The 19128-nt window shown below is 58.4% G+C and carries 16 protein-coding genes; 4 read left to right on the forward strand and 12 right to left on the reverse strand.

The window, feature by feature from the left end:
• Positions 1-160 precede the first annotated feature (160 nt).
• From NLU14_RS15320 to NLU14_RS15335, 4 genes are all read right to left on the reverse strand, one after another.
• Entirely contained in the window at positions 161-1156 is a 996-nt protein-coding gene (locus NLU14_RS15320) for an ABC transporter permease (RefSeq protein WP_275708050.1), read from the reverse strand.
• A 24-nt stretch (positions 1157-1180) separates the two neighbouring features.
• Positions 1181-2536, reverse strand: a complete 1356-nt coding sequence (locus tag NLU14_RS15325) for a CmpA/NrtA family ABC transporter substrate-binding protein (RefSeq protein ID WP_275708052.1) — start codon at positions 2534-2536, stop codon at positions 1181-1183.
• 216 nt (positions 2537-2752) lie between these two features.
• The gene (locus NLU14_RS15330; protein ID WP_275708054.1) at positions 2753-3997 is read right to left on the reverse strand and encodes a CmpA/NrtA family ABC transporter substrate-binding protein; all 1245 of its coding nucleotides are present in this window, start codon (positions 3995-3997) and stop codon (positions 2753-2755) included.
• Between the two features lie 30 nt (positions 3998-4027).
• A complete protein-coding gene (locus tag NLU14_RS15335; RefSeq protein ID WP_275708056.1) occupies positions 4028-4654 on the reverse strand; it encodes an ANTAR domain-containing response regulator in 627 nt (208 codons plus the stop codon).
• Between the two features lie 345 nt (positions 4655-4999).
• On the opposite strand from NLU14_RS15335, the gene NLU14_RS15340 reads away from it, so the two are divergent.
• Positions 5000-7669: a nitrate reductase gene (locus tag NLU14_RS15340; protein WP_275708058.1), complete on the forward strand. Its 2670-nt coding sequence runs from the start codon at positions 5000-5002 to the stop codon at positions 7667-7669.
• On the opposite strand, the gene NLU14_RS15345 is transcribed toward NLU14_RS15340, so the two are convergent.
• The 6 genes from NLU14_RS15345 to NLU14_RS15370 form a co-directional block, all read right to left on the reverse strand.
• Positions 7649-8350 carry a hypothetical protein gene (locus NLU14_RS15345; RefSeq protein WP_275708060.1) on the reverse strand — a complete coding sequence of 234 codons (702 nt, stop codon included), beginning with the start codon at positions 8348-8350 and terminating at the stop codon, positions 7649-7651. The genes NLU14_RS15340 and NLU14_RS15345 overlap by 21 nt on opposite strands.
• Positions 8351-9248: 898 nt before the next feature.
• Entirely contained in the window at positions 9249-9767 is a 519-nt protein-coding gene (locus NLU14_RS15350) for an Hcp family type VI secretion system effector (RefSeq protein ID WP_250086986.1), read from the reverse strand.
• 197 nt (positions 9768-9964) lie between these two features.
• Complete coding sequence (locus NLU14_RS15355) at positions 9965-10741, reverse strand: energy transducer TonB (protein ID WP_275708062.1); 777 nt, start codon at positions 10739-10741, stop codon at positions 9965-9967.
• Positions 10741-11151 carry an ExbD/TolR family protein gene (locus NLU14_RS15360; protein ID WP_275708065.1) on the reverse strand — a complete coding sequence of 137 codons (411 nt, stop codon included), beginning with the start codon at positions 11149-11151 and terminating at the stop codon, positions 10741-10743. The genes NLU14_RS15355 and NLU14_RS15360 overlap by 1 nt, the downstream gene beginning before the upstream one ends.
• Positions 11148-11549 (reverse strand): ExbD/TolR family protein, encoded by a 402-nt coding sequence (locus NLU14_RS15365; protein ID WP_275708067.1) that lies wholly within the window; start codon positions 11547-11549, stop codon positions 11148-11150. The genes NLU14_RS15360 and NLU14_RS15365 overlap by 4 nt, the downstream gene beginning before the upstream one ends.
• Positions 11536-12336 carry a MotA/TolQ/ExbB proton channel family protein gene (locus NLU14_RS15370; RefSeq protein WP_275708069.1) on the reverse strand — a complete coding sequence of 267 codons (801 nt, stop codon included), beginning with the start codon at positions 12334-12336 and terminating at the stop codon, positions 11536-11538. Before NLU14_RS15370 ends, NLU14_RS15365 begins: the two co-directional genes overlap by 14 nt.
• A 217-nt stretch (positions 12337-12553) precedes the next feature.
• On the opposite strand from NLU14_RS15370, the gene NLU14_RS15375 reads away from it, so the two are divergent.
• Positions 12554-14902, forward strand: a complete 2349-nt coding sequence (locus tag NLU14_RS15375) for a sensor domain-containing diguanylate cyclase (RefSeq protein ID WP_338040804.1) — start codon at positions 12554-12556, stop codon at positions 14900-14902.
• A gap of 9 nt (positions 14903-14911) precedes the next feature.
• Here NLU14_RS15375 and NLU14_RS15380 read toward each other — a convergent pair whose 3' ends face one another.
• Both NLU14_RS15380 and NLU14_RS15385 read right to left on the reverse strand, forming a co-directional pair.
• Positions 14912-15676 carry a sulfite exporter TauE/SafE family protein gene (locus tag NLU14_RS15380; protein ID WP_275708072.1) on the reverse strand — a complete coding sequence of 255 codons (765 nt, stop codon included), beginning with the start codon at positions 15674-15676 and terminating at the stop codon, positions 14912-14914.
• Positions 15677-15691: 15 nt separating this feature from the next.
• Positions 15692-16810 carry a hypothetical protein gene (locus NLU14_RS15385; RefSeq protein ID WP_338040805.1) on the reverse strand — a complete coding sequence of 373 codons (1119 nt, stop codon included), beginning with the start codon at positions 16808-16810 and terminating at the stop codon, positions 15692-15694.
• A 52-nt stretch (positions 16811-16862) separates the two neighbouring features.
• On the opposite strand from NLU14_RS15385, the gene NLU14_RS15390 reads away from it, so the two are divergent.
• Both NLU14_RS15390 and NLU14_RS15395 read left to right on the forward strand, forming a co-directional pair.
• Entirely contained in the window at positions 16863-18350 is a 1488-nt protein-coding gene (locus NLU14_RS15390; RefSeq protein ID WP_275708074.1) for an amidase, read from the forward strand.
• A 136-nt stretch (positions 18351-18486) separates the two neighbouring features.
• A complete protein-coding gene (locus NLU14_RS15395) occupies positions 18487-19128 on the forward strand; it encodes a hypothetical protein (RefSeq protein WP_275708077.1) in 642 nt (213 codons plus the stop codon).

Here is a 19128-nt window from a genome sequence, read left to right on the forward strand (position 1 = left end):
TACTCATAGCGAACTCCTCAAAACTTGCGGAGCCCGGGGTGACGATGGCCTCCCGGGACCGTCAAAAACATGGATGTTTTTGTCGAGCGTACATGGACGTATTCACCGCGTGTCCCGGGAGGCCATCGTCATCCCGGGCGGCATGCTCCAAGGTCAAAAGCTATTCGTTCCACGCCACTTTTTTCTGGATCAGCAGCATGATTCGGTCCAGCAGAAAGCCGATAAAGCCGATGGCCAGTACGGCAACCATGATTCGACTCAGGGATTCGCTGCCGCCGTTCTGGAATTCGTCCCAGACGAATTTGCCGAGTCCCGGGCTCTGAGCCAGCATTTCGGCGGCGATGAGGACCATCCAGGCAATACCAAGGGACACCCTAAGACCGGTGAAAATCATGGGTACCGAAGATGGCAGTACCACCTTCCGAACATGGGTCCAGAAGGATAAACGCAAAACTTTTGAAACGTTCAGCAGATCGGGATTGACTGCGGAAACCCCCACACTGGTATTAATCAGCGTCGGCCAGAGGCTGCACAAGGTGACGGTGATCATCGAAGTCAGGAACGACTTCTCGAACATCGGGTCATCACTGACGTAAGTTGCGGAGACCACCATGGTGACCAGTGGCAGCCAGGCCAGTGGGGATACCGGCTTGAAGATCTGGATCAGCGGATTGACCGCCGCCGAGAAATGCCGGTTCAGGCCGATGATGATACCCAACGGCACGGCAATAATGGTGGCCAGTACAAAACCCGCCAGCACCGTGCCCAGGCTGGTGAAGATCTGGTCAATAAACGTGGGCGCACCGGGGTAGTCGCGGATCTTTACTTCCGCGTCCGGGTTCTCGGCCAGGATGCGTTCGTTGCGCTCTTCCTGCATGGTCACAAACTGTGCCGCACGGTCCCGCTGGTTGTCGTGTTCCTGCCAGAGCCGGCCGGTCTGTTCCAGCACCTGGGCCGGGCCCGGGAAGGCGCCCAGGGAGGTTTGTACCTGGGGCGCGGCGATATGCCAGAAGCCCAGGAAAAGGATGATACCAATAGCCGGTAGCAGCAGCTGGCGGCCGGTTTCGGCCAGATTGACCCCGGACAGCTTGTCAGTCAGTGCACGGAGCCATCGTTGGCCTTGTGATAACGAGTCGGTGTGGCTGAGCGTTGTCATGTGATGTCTCCTGACACTCAATGCTTACGGGGTTTGCGAGCCTTTCAGGCCAATCTCGAAACTGTCGATGTAGGCGTTCGGCTCCCTTGGAGTGAATACCACGCCGTCGATCAGCTCACCTTGGTGCGGGCGGGTGAAGTTTTCCGCGTCCAGGTCCGGGAAATCCTCTGCACTAAGGGTGCCATCTTCAATCAGCGACCGGGCGGCCTCCTTGTAGATGTCGGCGCGGTAGACCTTGGCTGCGGTTTCCATGTACCAGTCGTCGGATTTCGGCTCCGGGATCTGGCCCCAGCGGCGCATCTGGCTCAGATACCAGATGGCATCGGAGGGATACGGGTAGGTGGCGTAGTAGCGGAAGAACACGTTGAAGTCCGGTACGTCCCGCACATCGCCTTTCTCGTATTCGAAGGTGCCGGTCATGGAGTTGGCGATCACCTCTTCATCAGCGCCCACGTAGCTTGAGCGGGAAAGGATCTTCACTGCCTCCTCGCGATTGGCGTTGTCGTTCTCATCCAGCCAGTGGGCCGCACGAATCAGGGCGCGTAGCAGGCGCAGGTGGGTGTTCGGGTTTTCTTCCGCCCATTCCTCGGTAACACCAAAGACTTTCTCCGGGTTGTTGGGCCATATTTCATAATCAGTGATTACCGGCACACCGATACCTTTGAAAACAGCCTGCTGGTTCCAGGGTTCGCCTACGCAGTAGCCCTGGATTGTGCCGGCTTCCATGGTGGAAGGCATTTGCGGTGGGGGAGTCACCGACAGGTGAACATCGGCATTAATAGTGCCACTGGTATCTCCCCGCTGTGGGGCGTAGAGGCCGGGGTTCAGGCCGCCGGCCGCCAGCCAGTAGCGAAGTTCGTAGTTGTGGGTGGATACCGGGAACACCATGCCCATGCGAAAGCGTTCGCCCTCGTCACGGTACTGTTCAATAACGGGTTTTAAAGCTGCGGCACTGATGGGGTGTGCGGGCTTACCTTCTTCGTTCTTGTCGATATGCGGGGTCATTTCTTCCCAGACATCGTTGGAAACGGTAATGCCATTACCGTTCAGGTCCATACTGAACGCAGTGATGATGTCTGCCTGGGTGCCATAGCCGATGGTGGCCCCCAGTGGCTGGCCTGCCAGCATGTGTGCACCGTCCAGGGTGCCGGTGACCACACCGTCCAGCAGTACTTTCCAGTTAGCCTGGGCTTCAAGCTCCACAAACAGACCTTCGTCCATAAAAAAGCCCTGCTCCCAGGCAATCGCCAGTGGCGCCATGTCCGTCAGCTTGATGAAACCCAGCCGCAGGTCCGGCTTTTCGGCCGGGCCGATCTCGGCCTGTGCCGTGCCAGTCCCTGCCAGTATGAGAAGCGTGGCCGCCAGTGTTTTCAGTTGCATGGTGCTCTCCCGGAGTTTGTCCCAGACAAAAAAATGCCTGCCCCCCGTTTCCGGGACGCAGGCGTCAATGCCTGATGTTCTTTAAGTTTTCATCACTGCCGTTTGACGGAACAGTGAATGCAAGATCGTCTCTATTAACTAAAGCAGTCTACGTGCCATATTTATAACTATTTGAAATTAAAGGAATGTCGAGAGAACTTCGGAAGTTCGGCGTCCCTATGCCCCGTTTTTAGTGGCTGTTTTAGTGCGTGCCGCTTCATTATTGGGCGGTATGCTGTCATCGCGGTTATCGGCCAGCCAGTCGTGCAGGTGTTCTCCCAGCAAGCGGTCACTGGCAACATCGACGGGGCCGTAACGGCCACAAAGGGTGAAGGGAAGCTGGTGCCTGCCCTCGGTTTTGCTGTCGATCACCGGCGAATCAATGCCCATTGACGCCGCTGCGCCCCGGAACAGGTCCGGCCGCACAACCCGTCGAAGCATAGGGCCGGTAACCGGGCCAAGTTGCCCACGCAACGTTAACCTCGTGGCCAGCCAGTGGGCCTGTGAAAGCCAGGGGAAGCTGGCAGAATGGCGGAAGAAATGCTGATGCAGGAGGGGGTGGAAGAGGCTGTATGGATGGTTGTCCAGCACATTGATCTGTTCGCCCAGGTATTCCGGCCTCGCAAGGATATTTCTCAACAGACCATGGTTGTGAGGGTTGTCCAGCCACTGACACGCGGCGAGCAAGGCCCGCAACACGTGCCTGTGCATGACATCATGCTGCTCGGTCCAGTCGGCGCGCATGCCAAGTACTTTTTCCGGCGCGTTCTGCCAGATCTGGTGGCCGGAATGAAGAATGCGCCCCAGCTTTTCATACTCCAACAGACTGTTCCAGGGCTCGCCAACACAACAGCCCTCGATCGCATCGGAGCGGAAAGCGTCCACCATCTGTATCGGTGATACCGGGATGATCTGTACATGCTGCTCCGCATCCGGCCCGGCGGATGCCAGCCAGTCCCGAAGCTGAAGATCGTGGCTGGACCAGGGCGCAACGGACGCCAGTCGGATTGGCTCTCCCCGGTCCTTGGCTACCCGTATCAACTCGCGGGCGGTGGCGATCGGGTTGTCCAGATCCGTCGATGAACGTACCAGTTCGTGATGCAACCGGTTGCTGAGGGTAATGCCATTGCCATTTCGACTCAGCACCATGCCCACGACAATAGGCACCTTGGGCCGGTCGCGCGCAAGGGACATACTCAGTGGCATCGGCGCCAGCATCTGGCCACCGTCCAGCAGGCCGAAGCTGACCTTGTCCCGCAGCGAAGCCCAGGAGCCTTCACGTACCAGCTCCACATCCAGCCCTTCAGCATCAAACAATCCCAGCTCACGTGCAACGATCAGCGGCGCACTGTCCAGCAGTGGTACAAAGCCAAGCCGGACATGAAATCCAGGGTGTTTGTGAAGTGGGGTTGGATTAACCATGGATGCTCCGTTGGATCGTGGGTACAGATATCACGACGCCTTTTGAATGGAGCCGCCTGAGCCTTGACCGCGGCGTTCAACCAGCGTAATAACCCGCTCCGCCATCACTGCCAGACGTTCACTGTGTTCCATGGCTGAACTACGCAGCATGCGATAGGCGGTTTCCTCGTCACAGCTTTCATGCCGCATGATCAGGCCCTTGGCTTTCTCGATGGTCTTGCGGTCCTCCAGCGCCGACCGGGTTTCCTCCAGCTCGGTGCGCAACGCCTGAAAGGATTCGAACTGCGCCACCGCCGAATCAATAATCGAGCGGACCCGCTCCGGCTGAATGCCATCGACAACGTAAGCGCTGACGCCGGCCTTCACAGCGGCATGGATAGTGGCGCGATCGCCGGGCTCGTCGGCGAAAAAGACGATGGGCCGCGGTGCATGGGTATTGAGGGTGCTCATGTTTTCCAGGGTGTCCCGGTCCGGTGAGTCCATATCTATGATCACCATGTCAGGCTGGTCACGGGCGACCGCAGCGGTCAAGCCAGTGGCATCCGGGCGTTGACGGATCACTTCATGGCCTTCGTGCCTGAGTGCCTGGCAGACCTGGCTTGCCCGTTCGGGGTCCTTGTCGATCAGAAGGATGCGAAGGGGATCTGGCGAATTCATGATGATTTCCTCAATTTAAAGGCGTTGGACGCCTTTCACTTACATCTGTCAGCGAACCTGTATAGCGGCTAGTGCAGCAATAACTCTGCCAGGGTGCCGGGAATTGCCCTGCGGTCAGCAAGGTAGCCAGTTTCTTCGCCCTGGCCACGGTGTTTTACACCCATTGAATGTGCGCCCTTGTTGGGCGTTTTCCTGGCTTTTGCACTGTTATGAATCCGGATGGCGGGTAATCAGGCCTCGCTCGGCCTCCCTCTAAACAGCCTCGGGCTGGTCTTTACGGGGAGTGGCCCTGGATTTGCAGGAGCACGGCGGGCTTTTTTGTGCGTGTAACACTCAGGAGATACCGTGGATTCATTGAAAGTTGGCCAGGACCCGGTCCAAACCACCTGCCCCTACTGTGGCGTTGGTTGTGGCGTATTGGCTTATCCTGACACCGATAAACCGGTTGCCGGGGATGTGGCCCACCCTGCGAACAAGGGGCGACTGTGTGTCAAGGGCACCAGCCTCCATGAAACCACCGGTCAGGACGGGCGGTTGTTGTTTCCAATGGTCCGGGGGCGCCGCAGTGACTGGGCGGAGGCGCTGGATGAGGTGGCCGGAACCATATGGGACAGTGTTAAAACCCATGGGCCGCAGTCAGTGGCTTTCTACCTGTCAGGCCAGTTGCTGACGGAAGACTATTACGTGGCCAACAAGCTCGCCAAGGGCTTTATACGCACACCCAATGTGGATACCAACTCCCGGCTCTGCATGTCGTCGGCGGTGGCTGCCCATAAGCGGGCTTTTGGCGCCGATGTGGTGCCGGGCTGTTATGAAGATCTTGAACTGGCGGACCTGTTGGTGCTGGCAGGCAGCAACGCCGCCTGGGCACATCCGGTGCTCTATCAGTGCATGAAAGCAGCCGCCCGCGAGGGGCGCCGTGTGGTGGTGATAGACCCACGCCGAACCGCCACCAGCGAACTGGCGGACCTGCACCTGGCCCTCTGCCCGGGCACCGATACGGTGTTGTTCAACGGCTTGCTGACCTGGCTGGCGGATAAGGGCGGGCTGGATGAGACCTACATTCAGGCACATTGCCAGGGTTTTGAAGAAGCCCTGAAAAGTGCGCGGGCGGCTGCCCCGAGTGTCGCGTCGGTGGCCCGGCAGTGTGATCTCCCCGCCGAAGATGTGGAAACCTTCTATCGCTGGTTTACCGACACGCCGAGGACCGTCACCGGCTTCTCCCAGGGGATTAACCAGTCCGTGGCCGGCACCGACAAGGGCAACGCCATCATCAATTGCCACCTGGCCACCGGCCGCGTTGGCAAACCTGGTGCCGGGCCCTTTTCCCTGACCGGCCAGCCCAATGCCATGGGGGGGCGGGAAGTCGGTGGCCTGGCCAATACACTGGCCGCCCACATGGATTATGACAGCCCCGGCGCCAGATCACGGGTGGCAGGCTTCTGGGGAACCGGCGCGGTGGCCGCCGGCCCCGGCCTTAAGGCGGTGGACATGTTTGAAGCCGTTTACCGGGGTGATATCAAGGTCATCTGGATTATGGGCACCAACCCGGCGGTCAGCCTGCCGGATTCGGACCGGGTGCGGCAGGCACTGGCGCGTTGCCCGACGGTGATTGTGTCCGATTGCGTGGCCCATACCGACACTACTGCCCATGCGGATATCCTGCTTCCCGCCGCGGGCTGGGGTGAAAAGGACGGCACGGTCACCAACTCGGAACGGTGTATTTCCAGGCAACGTTGCTTCCTGCCCTTGCCGGCCGAGGTAAAGCCGGACTGGTGGATCATGAGTTCGGTGGCGAAAAAGCTGGGTTTTGCAGAGGCGTTTGACTACGCCCAGCCTGCGGACATATTTCGTGAACATGCGGCCCTGTCGGCCCATGAAAACAATGGAGAACGGGCCTTTAATCTGTCCGGGCTGGCCGGGTTGTCCGACAGCGGCTATGACACCCTCGTACCGGTGCAGTGGCCGGTTCTGAAGTCCACCGGGCCTGACACAAGCGATTCTAAAAGGCTCTTTGCGGACGGTGGATTTGTCACCGATAACCATCGTGCCCGGTTCGTTGCCATAAACACTGTCCTGCCGGCACAGAAAGCCAGTGAGGACTACCCCATGGTGGTCAATACCGGCCGCATACGGGACCAGTGGCACACCATGACCCGAACGGCCAACACGCCACGACTACTGACCCATCGCTCAGAGCCGTTTGTGGAGATGCACCCCGACGATATGACGGCGGCGGGCCTGGCAGAGGGCCACCTGGCGAAGCTGAGCCTCAATGGCGGCCATTTTGTGGGCCGTGTGCGCAAGAGCCCCGAACAGCGGCGAGGTGAGGTGTTTATTCCCATCCACTGGAACCGCCGGTTTGCCTCCGATGGCGTGGCTACGCTGCTGACCGAATCGGTGACCGATCCGGTCTCCGGCCAGCCGGAAGCAAAGCACGGTCGCGCAGCGATAACACCCTTCCGTGTCAGTTGGCAGGGGCGGCTACTGGTTCGCCGTGACCGGCCCAGGCGCTGGCAATCGGATTACTGGTGCCATGTGCCGCTGAATCACTGTGACAGCTGGTGGCTGGCCGGCCTGCAACCCATTGACTGGCCTCTGGTAATGACAGACTGGCTGGGTGGTCCCGCACACCTGATGATGGCGGATGCGTCCCAGGGCCGGTTTCGGGCTGCCCGGGTGGTGAATGGACAATTGGAAGCGGTGCTGATGGTAGACCGTGAACCAGCGTTGATACCGGAGGCCGGTTGGCTGGATAGCTGCTTTGCCGAAGCACAGCTCTCTAAATCCAGCCGTCGCGCCCTGCTGGCCGCACGAGACGTGGATGTGGCAGATCCGGGCGCCATTATTTGCAGCTGCTTCCAGGTGGGTGAAAACCAGATAGCCGATGCAATCGCCGAAGGGGCGGAATCCGTCGAGGCCCTTGGCGGCCGACTCAAGTGCGGAACCAACTGTGGTTCCTGTATTCCGGAACTGCGCGAGTTAATCGAGGTATCAGCCCGCGAGAGCGCGTAGCAGCACCAGGGGTACCCGGTACCGTAAGCCGCGACAAGGCCCGGTGCCTTCCACGGTACAGGTTTTCCGGTTCACCCGAATGATCCTGCCTTCCAGCTGCCGTTTACCGGCGCCAAATCCCACGGCATCCCCTATCGCCCAGTTGGCGATGAGCTCGCGGGTGTCCGGCGCCGGAATAGGCTCATCGGGGACCGCAAGCCCTGCACCTTTGGCCTGAGTGGCGAGGTGATGCCTGGCGGCGTCAGCGCCACCGCTCGTGTGGAGTTCGTCCAGTATTCGGTAAAAGTGTCGATTGTGAACGGAGCCACGATAGCGCTGACCGGATACGTGCTGCAGCAGGTGTGCAAACTCGTGACAGCAGGTATGAGCCAGCAGGTTCAGGGTGGTGACCGTGCCGCCGAAATACAGTCGCTGGCGGATTTCCCGCCCGGAAAGCCAGCCGGCCACCGCATCGGGCTGGTGCTTGGCCATGATCATGCGTTTGCCGTAGGTAATCTGGTGCTGTTTCAGGCGCGGGTCAAATCGGTGATAGGTGGCCTGGCCAGAGCCAACCCGGCATAGCAGGGTTGTGGCAGGCAGTTGATCGCGAACCCACTGTTTGGCAGGTGACCAGAGAACCTCTTCGGTTACGGCACACATCAGATTGCCAAGCTGAATGGCATTATTTGTGGAAATGGTCATTCTGGGCGAGCCTGGATGTGAGTCTTCTGCCGTGAATCGATTTGAACACGCCAAGGGTACCTTTCGATTTGCCAGTTTGCTATGGCTCAGATGCTATGTATTTGAAACCAAGAAACGGCGAGCTGGTAATTCGAGCCGGCAAGCTGATGGACTACGCATAGAATATGTCAGGTCGACTAATTTGAAATCTTTGCGCCATTAATGCGTATCGACGCTGAGCTTTCAGTTGGCCCCTGGAAGGTAATGAGAGACTGAGCTTGGTTGTCGGGTACGATAAATACGGTCCGAAAATCTCCCTGAACTACTCCAAATACCTGTGCTTCAGGAATTTTCTCTATCCAAACTGGTTTGCTAGAGCCCTGATCGGCGCTTTCAAAGAGAGTCATTGATGTGTCGATTGCTGAACCCGAGCTTACGGTACTAGGAATCTCATCTGATTTGACGAAACCTATGATCCGATTGTTTCTCAGAAAAAGAAGTTCACCACTCCTTACCCTAACAGAGGAGAACATCTCATTTGGCACTTCTATAGACAATTCGCTATATGGTTGGATGATCAGTGAAGAATGGGATGCGCAGCCCGTGAGCAAAAGTACAAATGCTAAAGCTAGACCTATCCTTGGCATGGTGGGAGTCTCATCTCAAAGTCGTTTCGATAGAGGATCTGAATTGGCCAGAACGCACATTCCGACACAGCCAGCTTACCCTCACTTCGTTCTGCAGAAAAGGTTTCCCTGCCTCGCGAATCAGGCGTAAAGCCCATTTCGTGATCCTGTGCGTTGGCCGAAGAACGCCTTCATGATGGCTCTGATTTTATCAATGTCTTCGGCTGATAGTTGACTATTCATATTTTCATCCTTGAAAATAAAGGGCCCCCGCAGGGGCCCTTGTTAGGTGATTACCCCTCGATCGGCGAACGCCAGTCGTCCGCACCGGAAGTACCGGCAACAGCGTGTTCCCAGGTCACTTTACGGTAGGACAGGGACGCAGTTACCAGCTGGGTGAAGTCAGCGCTGGCGGCGTCCTGGCAGTGCGGCATGTTGCAGTTGATGTCGATGATGGTGGCATCTTCCAGGATGGTGGAGAAGAAGTGCTCCTGCTTGCCCTCAACAGAGGTGCGGTACCACTTCAGCTCAACCTTCGGCAGCATTTCACCGGAAGCCAGGGCGTTGTACATAAGCGGGGTTGCTTTGTTCAGCGCAGAGGTGAACTTGAAAGGCTTGTGAACGCGCTGACCGGAAGGCTGACCGGACTGGGGATCCGTCGGAACGGTGACAACGTGGCTGAATTCCTGGACCAGCACTTCGTCTTCGTGGCCTTCAACGTAGATGTTGCCTACGGAATCGGAAGTGAATGCGCCGGCGGTGATGTTGCCCTGAGTCTGGCCTTCGATGCTGATATAACAAGGAGTTGGCATAGTCTGCTCCATGACGTGTGAATGAGTAAATGTCCTCGGGTTTTCCCTGGACACTTATCAGGTAACAAACGTCGTGCCAGAAACTAAAACCTCTTTAATAACAACGAGTAGCGAATTTTCGGTCAGTGCTGGAAGGCTGGGCGGGCAATCGGTTGCTGGCTGTGAGGCGAGATCTTGCTGGGCAGGCAAAAAATTGCTCAGCGCAAGCTGAAGCGAACCGGCAGCGCATAGGTGAAGGTTTTGCCTTTCATGGATTCCGGCACTTCCGGCAAAGGTTCGGCATCCTTGAGCATATCCAGTGCGGCATCGTCCAACAGCGCATGGTCTGAAGATGTGCGCAGTGAGTGCTGGACCAGGGTGCCGTCACGGCTGAATTCGAACACCACCACTGGTGCCCCTTCCTGCCCCAGGCGGCGGGCACGGCGCGGATATTCATAAAAACGGCTCAGATGCCTGCTCAGCTCCGTGAGGTAGCGGTCGACGTCGGAGGACTCGCCGGCACTGAGCTCCACCTGCTGGTTGAGGCTCTCTTCCTCGGCGGTGTTTTCCGTGACCTCCTCGGAGACGTCGTCGGTCTGGGGTGCTTCGACCTGAGCGACCTGTTCCGGCTCTGTCACTTCAGGTTCCGGTTCAGGCTTTGGTTCGGGCTCAGGTTGCGGTTCGGGCTCGGGTTCCGGCACGATTTCTGGCTCTGGCTCTGGCTCTGGCTCTGGCTCTGGCTCTGGCTCTGGCTCTGGCTCTGGCTCTGGCTCAGGTGTGGGCTCCGGGGGTTGTTCCTGTACTTGGGGTTCGGGTGGTTGGGGTTCCGGTGTGCCAGCCAGCGAAATCCTGATGGCGGGGGCGGAATTGACGGCTGAGTCCCCCAGTGGTTTCAGTTCCGGGATTCGCTCGGGCGCAGCAATGACCACCACGATAGCAGTGATAATAATGGAAACGATCAGAAGCAGGCTGCGGACGGTCTTACTGGCTCCCATCAACTGGCGGGCTCCGTCAGCAGGATCACTTCCCGGTAGCCGTTTTCTTCCAACACACGAAGAAGTGACTCCAGGTCAGACATGGCAATGTCCCGCTCCGCGGCAATTTTCAGCGGGGATTCATCGTCGGGGGCAGGCAGCACGTCTGGCAGGCCTTGTGTCGCCACAGGGCGGCCATCCACCTTCCACTCTCCATCCGCGGTGACGGTGAGGTCGGCGTGGGGCTGCTCATTTCCGATCTGTTGCCCGCTCCCGGGAAGGTCCGGTAAGGGCGTGTCTGATAACTGTCCGGCCACGATGAAGAACATCAGCAGCAGGAAGACCAGGTTGATGAGCGGCAGGAGGGCATCCTCCAGCCGTTCCATCAGGGACTTGCCCGAGGTAACCGGCGGTGGAACCAGGTCCGTCATGGTTGCTCCGCAGCCGCTGGAGAGCGCTTCCAGTGAGTGGTGATGCCACTGTCGGATAGCTGGCTGTAGGCCTGGGTGAAATCGGTCAGTTGCGTGGCGGATTCCGTTGCCAGGTTGATTTCGCCCACGCCCCCGGCCCTGAGTCTGTCGACCAGGGCCTCAATCGCGTAGGCTTCTCCCTGCCATAGGGCCTGCCCGTCACGCTGGATAACCACTTCCGGAATGGGTTCACCGGTCACGGAACTGGTATCGCCCGTGCTGTTACTCAGTTCCATAAAACTGACCGGCAGCAGCCTGCTGGTGAGCATGAAGAACACCAGCAGGATGAAGACCACATCAATGAGAGGTGTTATACGGATCGGGACAGGGCGCCCCGGGCGCGGTTCAACCAGTTGCATTGGCCAGACGACCCTGGTGCCCGTCTTCGGAATAGTCCGCCATGCGTCGGGATCTGGCGCCGGTATCGGATACGGATTCGTCGCGCGTTTCGACCGCTGCGGGGCTTTCCTGCGATGTGACCGGTACCGAGATGACAGTAACCAGTGCGCTGTTAATGGTTTTCTGGATGCGACGCAGGCGGAACTCGATCCATGCCGCCAGGGCGGCAAAGGGAATGGCGATCACAAGGCCGGCTGCCGTGGTGGTAAGCGCTTCGTAGATACCGCCACTCAATTGGGAGGCATTGGCGCGGCCTTCGGTGGCCGCCATGGCGCCAAAGGCTTCCATCATGCCCAGGACAGTGCCCAGTAGACCCAGTAGCGGTGCCAGTGCGGCAATGACCTCAATGATTTTCAGTGGTGCCTCGAAAGGTTCCAGGGCGTCATGGGCGTCCCTGGCCACGGATTCCCTTATTTGCTGGGAATCGGTATCGTCCAGGCGAGCGTTCATGGTGTTGACGATCAAGTGGTGCAGCGGGTTCAGCTTTGCATAACGGCCAGCACGTTTTTGCAGCTGTTCAGGTGTACTGCTGCCGGGCTTTTGTTGCCATTCTTTAATGGCGTTTTTAAGTTTTGCGGTAAACCTGGGGGCAAAAAAAGTGCCAAATAACATGAGGTAGATAAAGGTAACAACACCTGCCAGGGCGATTGCCAGCAAGACAATCATGACGGGGCCGCCCATTTCCAGCAGCTGACTGACCGGGCCGGCACTGATTCCGGTGGTGTCGGCGAGCAGGGACTCGGACATCGGGAAAACCTCGGTTGGGAAAACAGGTCTAAATAATAACGATTATCATTGAAATTGCAAGTCCTGTAACCTGTAAAGAGCTAAGTCTCTGTTAAGCTTATGTCTATGAAAGTTTTCAATTGCAGATACCTTGTCCAGTGAGTAACAGGCATTTAATCCTGGGGAAATTGAACCTGGCCCCATTCAGCAGCAGCCTCGAATCAGGAGCCATGCCGCCGTGTTGATAAAACGCTGGCTTGCCAGCCTGGTGAATCGTGCTGTTGCTTTTGTGGTCCTTGCCATTGTGCTGGCGGCTATTATCGTGGCAGTGGTCAGTTCCGTGGTCAGTCGCTCTGAACTGGAAGCACAGACAAGGGAGCAGGTGGAAACCATCGCGGAACTGGTTGCCGGCGACCTGGATGTCCGTCTGCAGCAGCGTCGGGATACTCTGACGCATGTTGCGGAAGGGTTTACCATGGATGAGCAGGTGTTCCGCGACCGTGCCCGTCTCCTCGTCAAGCGCGAGATTGCCCTTCAGCACATGTTCGATGGTGTTTACCTGTTCGACGCCAGCGGCAAGGTTATTGCTGAATATCCGGAAAGCTATCGTCAGACAGGACTGGATATCAGTGGCCGTGACTATTTTCGTCAGACATCAAGCCAGCTCACGTCGGTCATCAGTGAACCCTATGTCTCCAATTATCGGGACCGCCCCGCCATCATGATGACGGCACCAATTTTTGATCATAACCAACGGTTTATAGGCGTGCTGGGAGGCACGGTTTTTCTTGCCGGGGATAACTTCATGGAAGATATGAGCAACGTGCGTATCGGCAAGACAGGGTACGTGAGTATTGCCACCCGTAGCGGCATTACACTTGCCCATGGCCGCACCGGGGAATCAATGGTGCCCGTGAGGCTTGAAAATCAGGGGCTCAAGAGTGCCATGGCGGGGTTCGAGGGGACGGTACATACGACAATTAAGGAAGACACAAACGCGATTATGTCTGTGCGTCAGATGTCCCAGGTTCCCTGGTTTGTCACCGCTGTGTGGCCGGCAAGGGAAGCCTATGCGCCGATAAGCCGGCTGACGGACAGCTTTGTTCAGGTGTTGCTGATTGTGATTCTGGTAATGGCGCCGCTGGCACTGTTGGTGTTCCGGCGACTGATGGCGCCCTTAAGAAAGCTCGGCTTCCAGATCAGTGAGCGCCATTTGGGGATTCGCACTGAACCGGTGGATATTGCCGGTGGAACGGAAATCCGCCAGGTGGCAGAAACCTTCAATACCGTAATGGAAGAGCGGGATGAAGTGCTGGCATCGCTGGCTGAACGAGAGGCGTTTTTCCGCTCGCTTACCCAGAGTGCCCCGATCGGAATTATCCAGACTGATGTGCTGGGCAGGATTGAATTTGTAAACCCGGCCTTTGAGCGGATTATTGGTGTTGACTCCAGTGACCTTCAGCATGCCCCCCTTATTGAGGGTGTCTACGAGGAAGACCGGGCCGGCACGGTGGAGGCCAGGAAGGAGGCGCTTCGCAGTAAAACCGTGTTCCGGGGCCGCTTCCGCCTGAAAAGCCGTAGCGACCGGCAATTGGTGTGGGCGGATGTGATGACGGCGGTCATCGAGACGGAAGAGCGATCACTGGGCACCATCACCGTTGTTAGGGACATCACCCATGAACTGGAAATCGAAGCCGAACTGGCTGAAGAACAGCAGCGGGCGGACAGCATTCTGGGTGTGTTGCAGGAAGGCGTACTGATGGTGGATGTCGATGGCATTATTCGTTATGCCAATGATGCCGCCTGTGGTTTCCTGGGTCAGGCTGGTGGTTGCGAACAGCAGAATTTCTTCCAATTGGTCTCCATCGAGAATGAAAACCGCCGTTGGGAAGCTGATGAGTTCCTGCGCAGTGCCGACGTGGACAGCCTGTATGCCACGCTCAGAAACAGTGCCGGGCGAACCTTTGATGTGGACCTGACCATGCTGCACCTGCGCCGGGGCCGTCACAATCACCGGTTGGTGTTTGTGATCCGGGATGACAGTGAGCGCCGTCGTGAAGAGGAGCGGCTGTCCTGGGAAGCAACCCATGACAGTCTGACCGGCTTGCTCAACCGCCGGGCCTTCAATTCGTCACTGGTCAAGTGCCTGACCGAGGCCAATAAAGCCACGGTTGCCAGCATCCTGATGCTGATTGACCTGGACTACTTCAAACCGGTCAACGATGAAGGCGGGCACTTGTTGGGGGATGACTTGCTTGGAAGGCTGTCGGACCTGCTCAGAACATCAGTGCGCCAGTCGGACACTGTGGCGCGGCTTGGGGGCGATGAATTCGGAATCATTCTGCCCGCCTGTGGCATGGAGCGAGCAGCGCAACTTGCCGAGACAATCCGAACCGGGATCGAGTCCCTGCGCCTTGAGCAGGACGGTAAGTCATTTGGGGTGACTGCCAGTATCGGCCTTACGGAAATGTGTGACGCCGACTCCGGGCCCCGTGAGGTTGTTGCTCGTGCCGACGAGGGCACCTATGCTGCCAAGGCTCAGGGGCGCAATCAGGTGGTTACGGTCCCTCTGCCTCCGCGGCATTGACCGAACTGATCACCACCAGCCCGCGGAACCTCCGGCCTGCCATAGAAGTCGCAAGGCAAGAAGGGTCAGCAGCAGGTTGAAAATGCGGCTGAAATGTTGGTTGCTCAGGGATTTGAGCACATGAAGTCCCAACCAGGTGCCGGCAAAGCCGAACCCGATCATGGCCAGAATGAATGGCAGCCAGTCCCGGAAAACAAAGCCGGCCAATCCGAACACCAGTGCCTTGGGTGCATGCTGGAGAGTCATGGCCGTGGCGAATGTGGCGACGGTGGTGAAGCGGTCGGTGTGCATTTGTTTGATAAAGGAAGCCACCAGGGGCCCTGTTGCCCCCACAAACAGGGTGATGAAGCTGGTCAGCCCGGAGGCGAGGAATATCCCCACGCTGCCGAAGACGCCTCGCGGTAGGGCCGGCCCCCAGCAAAGATAAAGCACGAAAAGGCCAATGGTCAGTTGCCAGAGGTGGGGGGGCAGGTCGACCAGCAACCAGGCACCCAGCCCTGCCCCTACCAGCACCCCCGGAGCAAAAGCCGCAATCGCTTTCCAGTCGGTATGGCGCCAGGTCAGGGTTGCCCGCCCGGCGTTGGAGCCGAGCTGGATCATGCCGTGGACGGGTATGATCGCTGTTGGTGGTATCCAGAACGCCATCAGCACCAACAGCAGAACGCCTCCTCCGGCGCCCAGGCTGGCTGTAATCATTGACGTTACGACAGAGCTCAGCAGCAGAAAAGCCGCTGTTGCCGTGCTCAGACCTTCGGGGATCAGGGTGAGTTCCAATACTTGCTCCGGGAATTACCGGCAGAAACGAGTGTTATCGAGGCGTGCGGTTTCGCACAATGCCTCCGTGGCCAGTTGAACGTCCGCCACATAATACAGGGATGCCAGCCCGAAGCGATCCCGCCCGAGGTTGTGGAATACCATGCCAAAGGCGATATCACCGGCGCTGAATTTGTCATGCTCCCGGGCAAAGTAAGCGGCAGGCTTTGAGAGGGTTTCCCCTTCCAGCAATGCCTGCACCCGGCTGGCGCCGCCATGGTAGGCCTGGACCAACAGCAATGTGAAAAGCTGGTCGCGTTTTTCGTCGGGCAGGTGACCGAAGCGTGCTTCGAACGGCGACCTAAGATTACGGGCGTTCTGATTCATCAGTCTGAGGGCGCAATCAATCTGGGCAAGCCGGTGCCAGTGGTTGGCGGGTTTGATGCGGCAGTCATTGAGGGCGGGGGGTGATAACTGAAGTATGCCCTTGGCGTTGGCAACCGAGTGTGCCCGTTGCTGACCGCTGCTCTCGATCAGCACCTGCCCACCCAGGTATTTTGGCAGCGTTGTCGGCAGGTCGAGCCGTTGTTGCTGTTCCCGAAGGTTATAAACGTACATCAACGCATCATGCAGCGGCTTTGGGGCGTCCTGCGTGGCAAAAGACAGGTCGTCCCAGGCGCCCCAGATCAACTCGGAAGGCAATGTGCCCAGGTAGCGGGCAACGGCTTCGTCCAGGTTCACATGGGGTTGGCGGCAGGACAAGGCGAATGGGTAGCCGGTTGTCTCCGGCCCGCCCGGTGCCCAGGTGTCGGCGCGGCCACTGTCCGCGAGGGAGCGCCTTGTGTTGTTCAGGCGGTTCTGGGTGGCCTCGCGGTTGTCGCCATCGTCAATATAGCCAAGGAACTGGCCGCGCATATCGAAGAGGATATGCCGGTCAGCCTCTGCGCAGTACCCGGTCTCCTTCAACACCCAGCGCCGGATGGTGGTAATGTTCCGGTAGACCCCCTGGCTGGTCCAGTATGGGGAGCTGCGGACAACGCTGGTCCATTTATCGGCAGGCTCGGGCGTCTGTTCACTGGCCTTGGAAATAGATGCGATAATAGGTGTGACTATTATAACGACAGCAAGTGAGCAACGTCTGAGGCTCTTGTTCATAAACACCAGTTCCCTGAATCTCCTGACAACAGAATAACAAACGGAATCCATCATGAAGCAATCCGAATACCTCCGGTACGACGCGGTGGCGCTTGCCGACCTGATCCGCCGTGGAGAAGTCTCAGCCAGCGAAGTCTGCGAGGCGGCCATTGAACGAGCAGCGAGCGTGAATGCCAAGCTCAACGCCATCTGTCACCCCCAGTTTTCCGATGCATTGGGTCAGGCCTATACACCGGATAGTACCTTCTCCGGCGTTCCCATGCTGCTTAAAGATCTGGCCCAGGAACAGCAAGGCCAGCCCTGTACCTATGGCAGTCGGGGCCTGAAACACAACATTGCGCCCCGTGATTCGGAATTTGTCCGTCGGGCACGGGCTGGTGGCCTGGTGTTCCTTGGCCGAACGGCGACGCCGGAGTTCGGGCTCAAGGCCGTCACCGAGTCAAAACTTTGGGGGCCATCCCGTAACCCCTGGAACACAGAGCTGACGCCGGGCGGGTCCAGTGGCGGTTCTGGTGCTGCCGTGGCAGCGGGGATTGTGCCCATGGCCGGCGCCAACGACGGTGGCGGATCTATTCGTATTCCGGCTGGCTACAACGGTCTGTTCGGCCTGAAGCCTTCCCGCGGCCGGATATCCTCCGGGCCGTTTACCGGAGAGGCATGGACCGGGGCCTCGACCGATCACGTGGTCACCCGTACTGTTCGTGACAGCGCGGCCATGCTGGATGTGCTGGCCGGCCCGGCAGTGGGAGATCCGTTCATTATCGCGCCGCCAGTCGCTCCATACGCCGAGCTGATGCAGCAGGCCCCCCGGCGGCTCAAGATTGGCGTCTTCACGTCATCGCCCTATGAAACCGACGTGGCTCGGGAATGCGTGGATGCCGTCGAGGACACGGCGCGCACGCTGGAGAACCTTGGACACCAGGTGGAGTACGCCCGCCCGGAGTTTGACGGCATGGCACTAGCCCGCTGTTACCTGGGCCTGTATTTCGGCGAAGTATCCACCCTTATGGGCCGGGCTAAAACCCAGTTCGGCGCCCGCGACGACGATTTTGAGCTGGATACCCGGTTGATCGGCATGCTGGGGCAGTCCATGCCGCTACCGGATTACGTGCGACGCCGCCAGCAGTGGAACGATTTTACCCGTGCCCTGGGTGCGTTCTTCCAGGGTTATGATATGTACCTGTGCCCGACCGCCGGCCAGTTGCCGGCAAGAATTGGCGAGCTGGACACGCCGGCCCATCTGCAGGTAGCGGCCAGACTGATGTTGATGCTGAAGGCGGGAAAAATGGTGCACCGCAGCGGGCAAGTGGACCAGATGGCGCTGGAGAGCCTGGCCCGCACGCCATTCACCCAACTGGCCAACCTGACCGGCACGCCTGCCATGTCGGTGCCGCTGTATTGGACAGCGACAGGTTTGCCGGTTGGTGTTCAGTTCGGCGCTCCTCATGGCGATGAGGGCACCCTGTTGCAACTGGCAGCCCAACTGGAAGAAGCCAACCCATGGTTTGGCCGCTATGAGCTGCTGGAGGCTACGCTCTGAAACAATAAATGACGTATTGTGATCCGCGAACACGGCATCCACGTTTATCTTTATGGCAGGAACAGGCTATGCTGTGAGTCAGGGAGAACCCATTCTCTCTGAAAGACCCTGATGGCATCGAGGAGGCGAGCGTATTATGAACCAACCGATGGCAATCGACGAACTGGTGTCTGTAGCACAGGCTGAGGCCATGGGGGAGCTTGATGCCCCGATGATGGCTATCGTTCTGTCCAGTGAACAAAGCTACGACTTGCCCATTAACTCTCTTGAAACCGATGCCGACAAGGCCCGCTGGGGACTGATCCTCCGCGCTGCCCGTGAGCATGTGGAAGCCGATGCGGTGGCTGTGCTTTACCCGGCGTGGACCACCATCCGCAATAAAAAACCGGCGAAGGCCGATGCCGTGGCAGAGGAAGTACGCGCGGCTGATGCGGCTGATGACAGCGACGATGACCCCCTGCGCGGTGAGGACCCGGCAGAGCCCATCGACACTCTGTTTGTCCAGTTGCATACTCGCGACCGGATTTACTGGCGCGGCTTTGAGCAGATTCGCGATCCCAAGCACCAACGGATCATCGGATTCCGCCGCATCAAGGCCCTGTCCACGGAATACGGTCGTGACGAAGCACCGTCAGTAACCTCCTGGCTGAACACCCTGTTTGAGCCGCTGCCCGATGAAGGCGAGGAAACCGAGGTGGACATGGAGCTTGCGGATCTGCTGGATGAACCGGAGGTCAGCGCAGCCCTGTATCCACGCCAACTCCGTGCCCTGCACTGA

The organism is Marinobacter iranensis, from assembly GCF_029207565.1.
Lineage (GTDB): Bacteria > Pseudomonadota > Gammaproteobacteria > Pseudomonadales > Oleiphilaceae > Marinobacter > Marinobacter iranensis.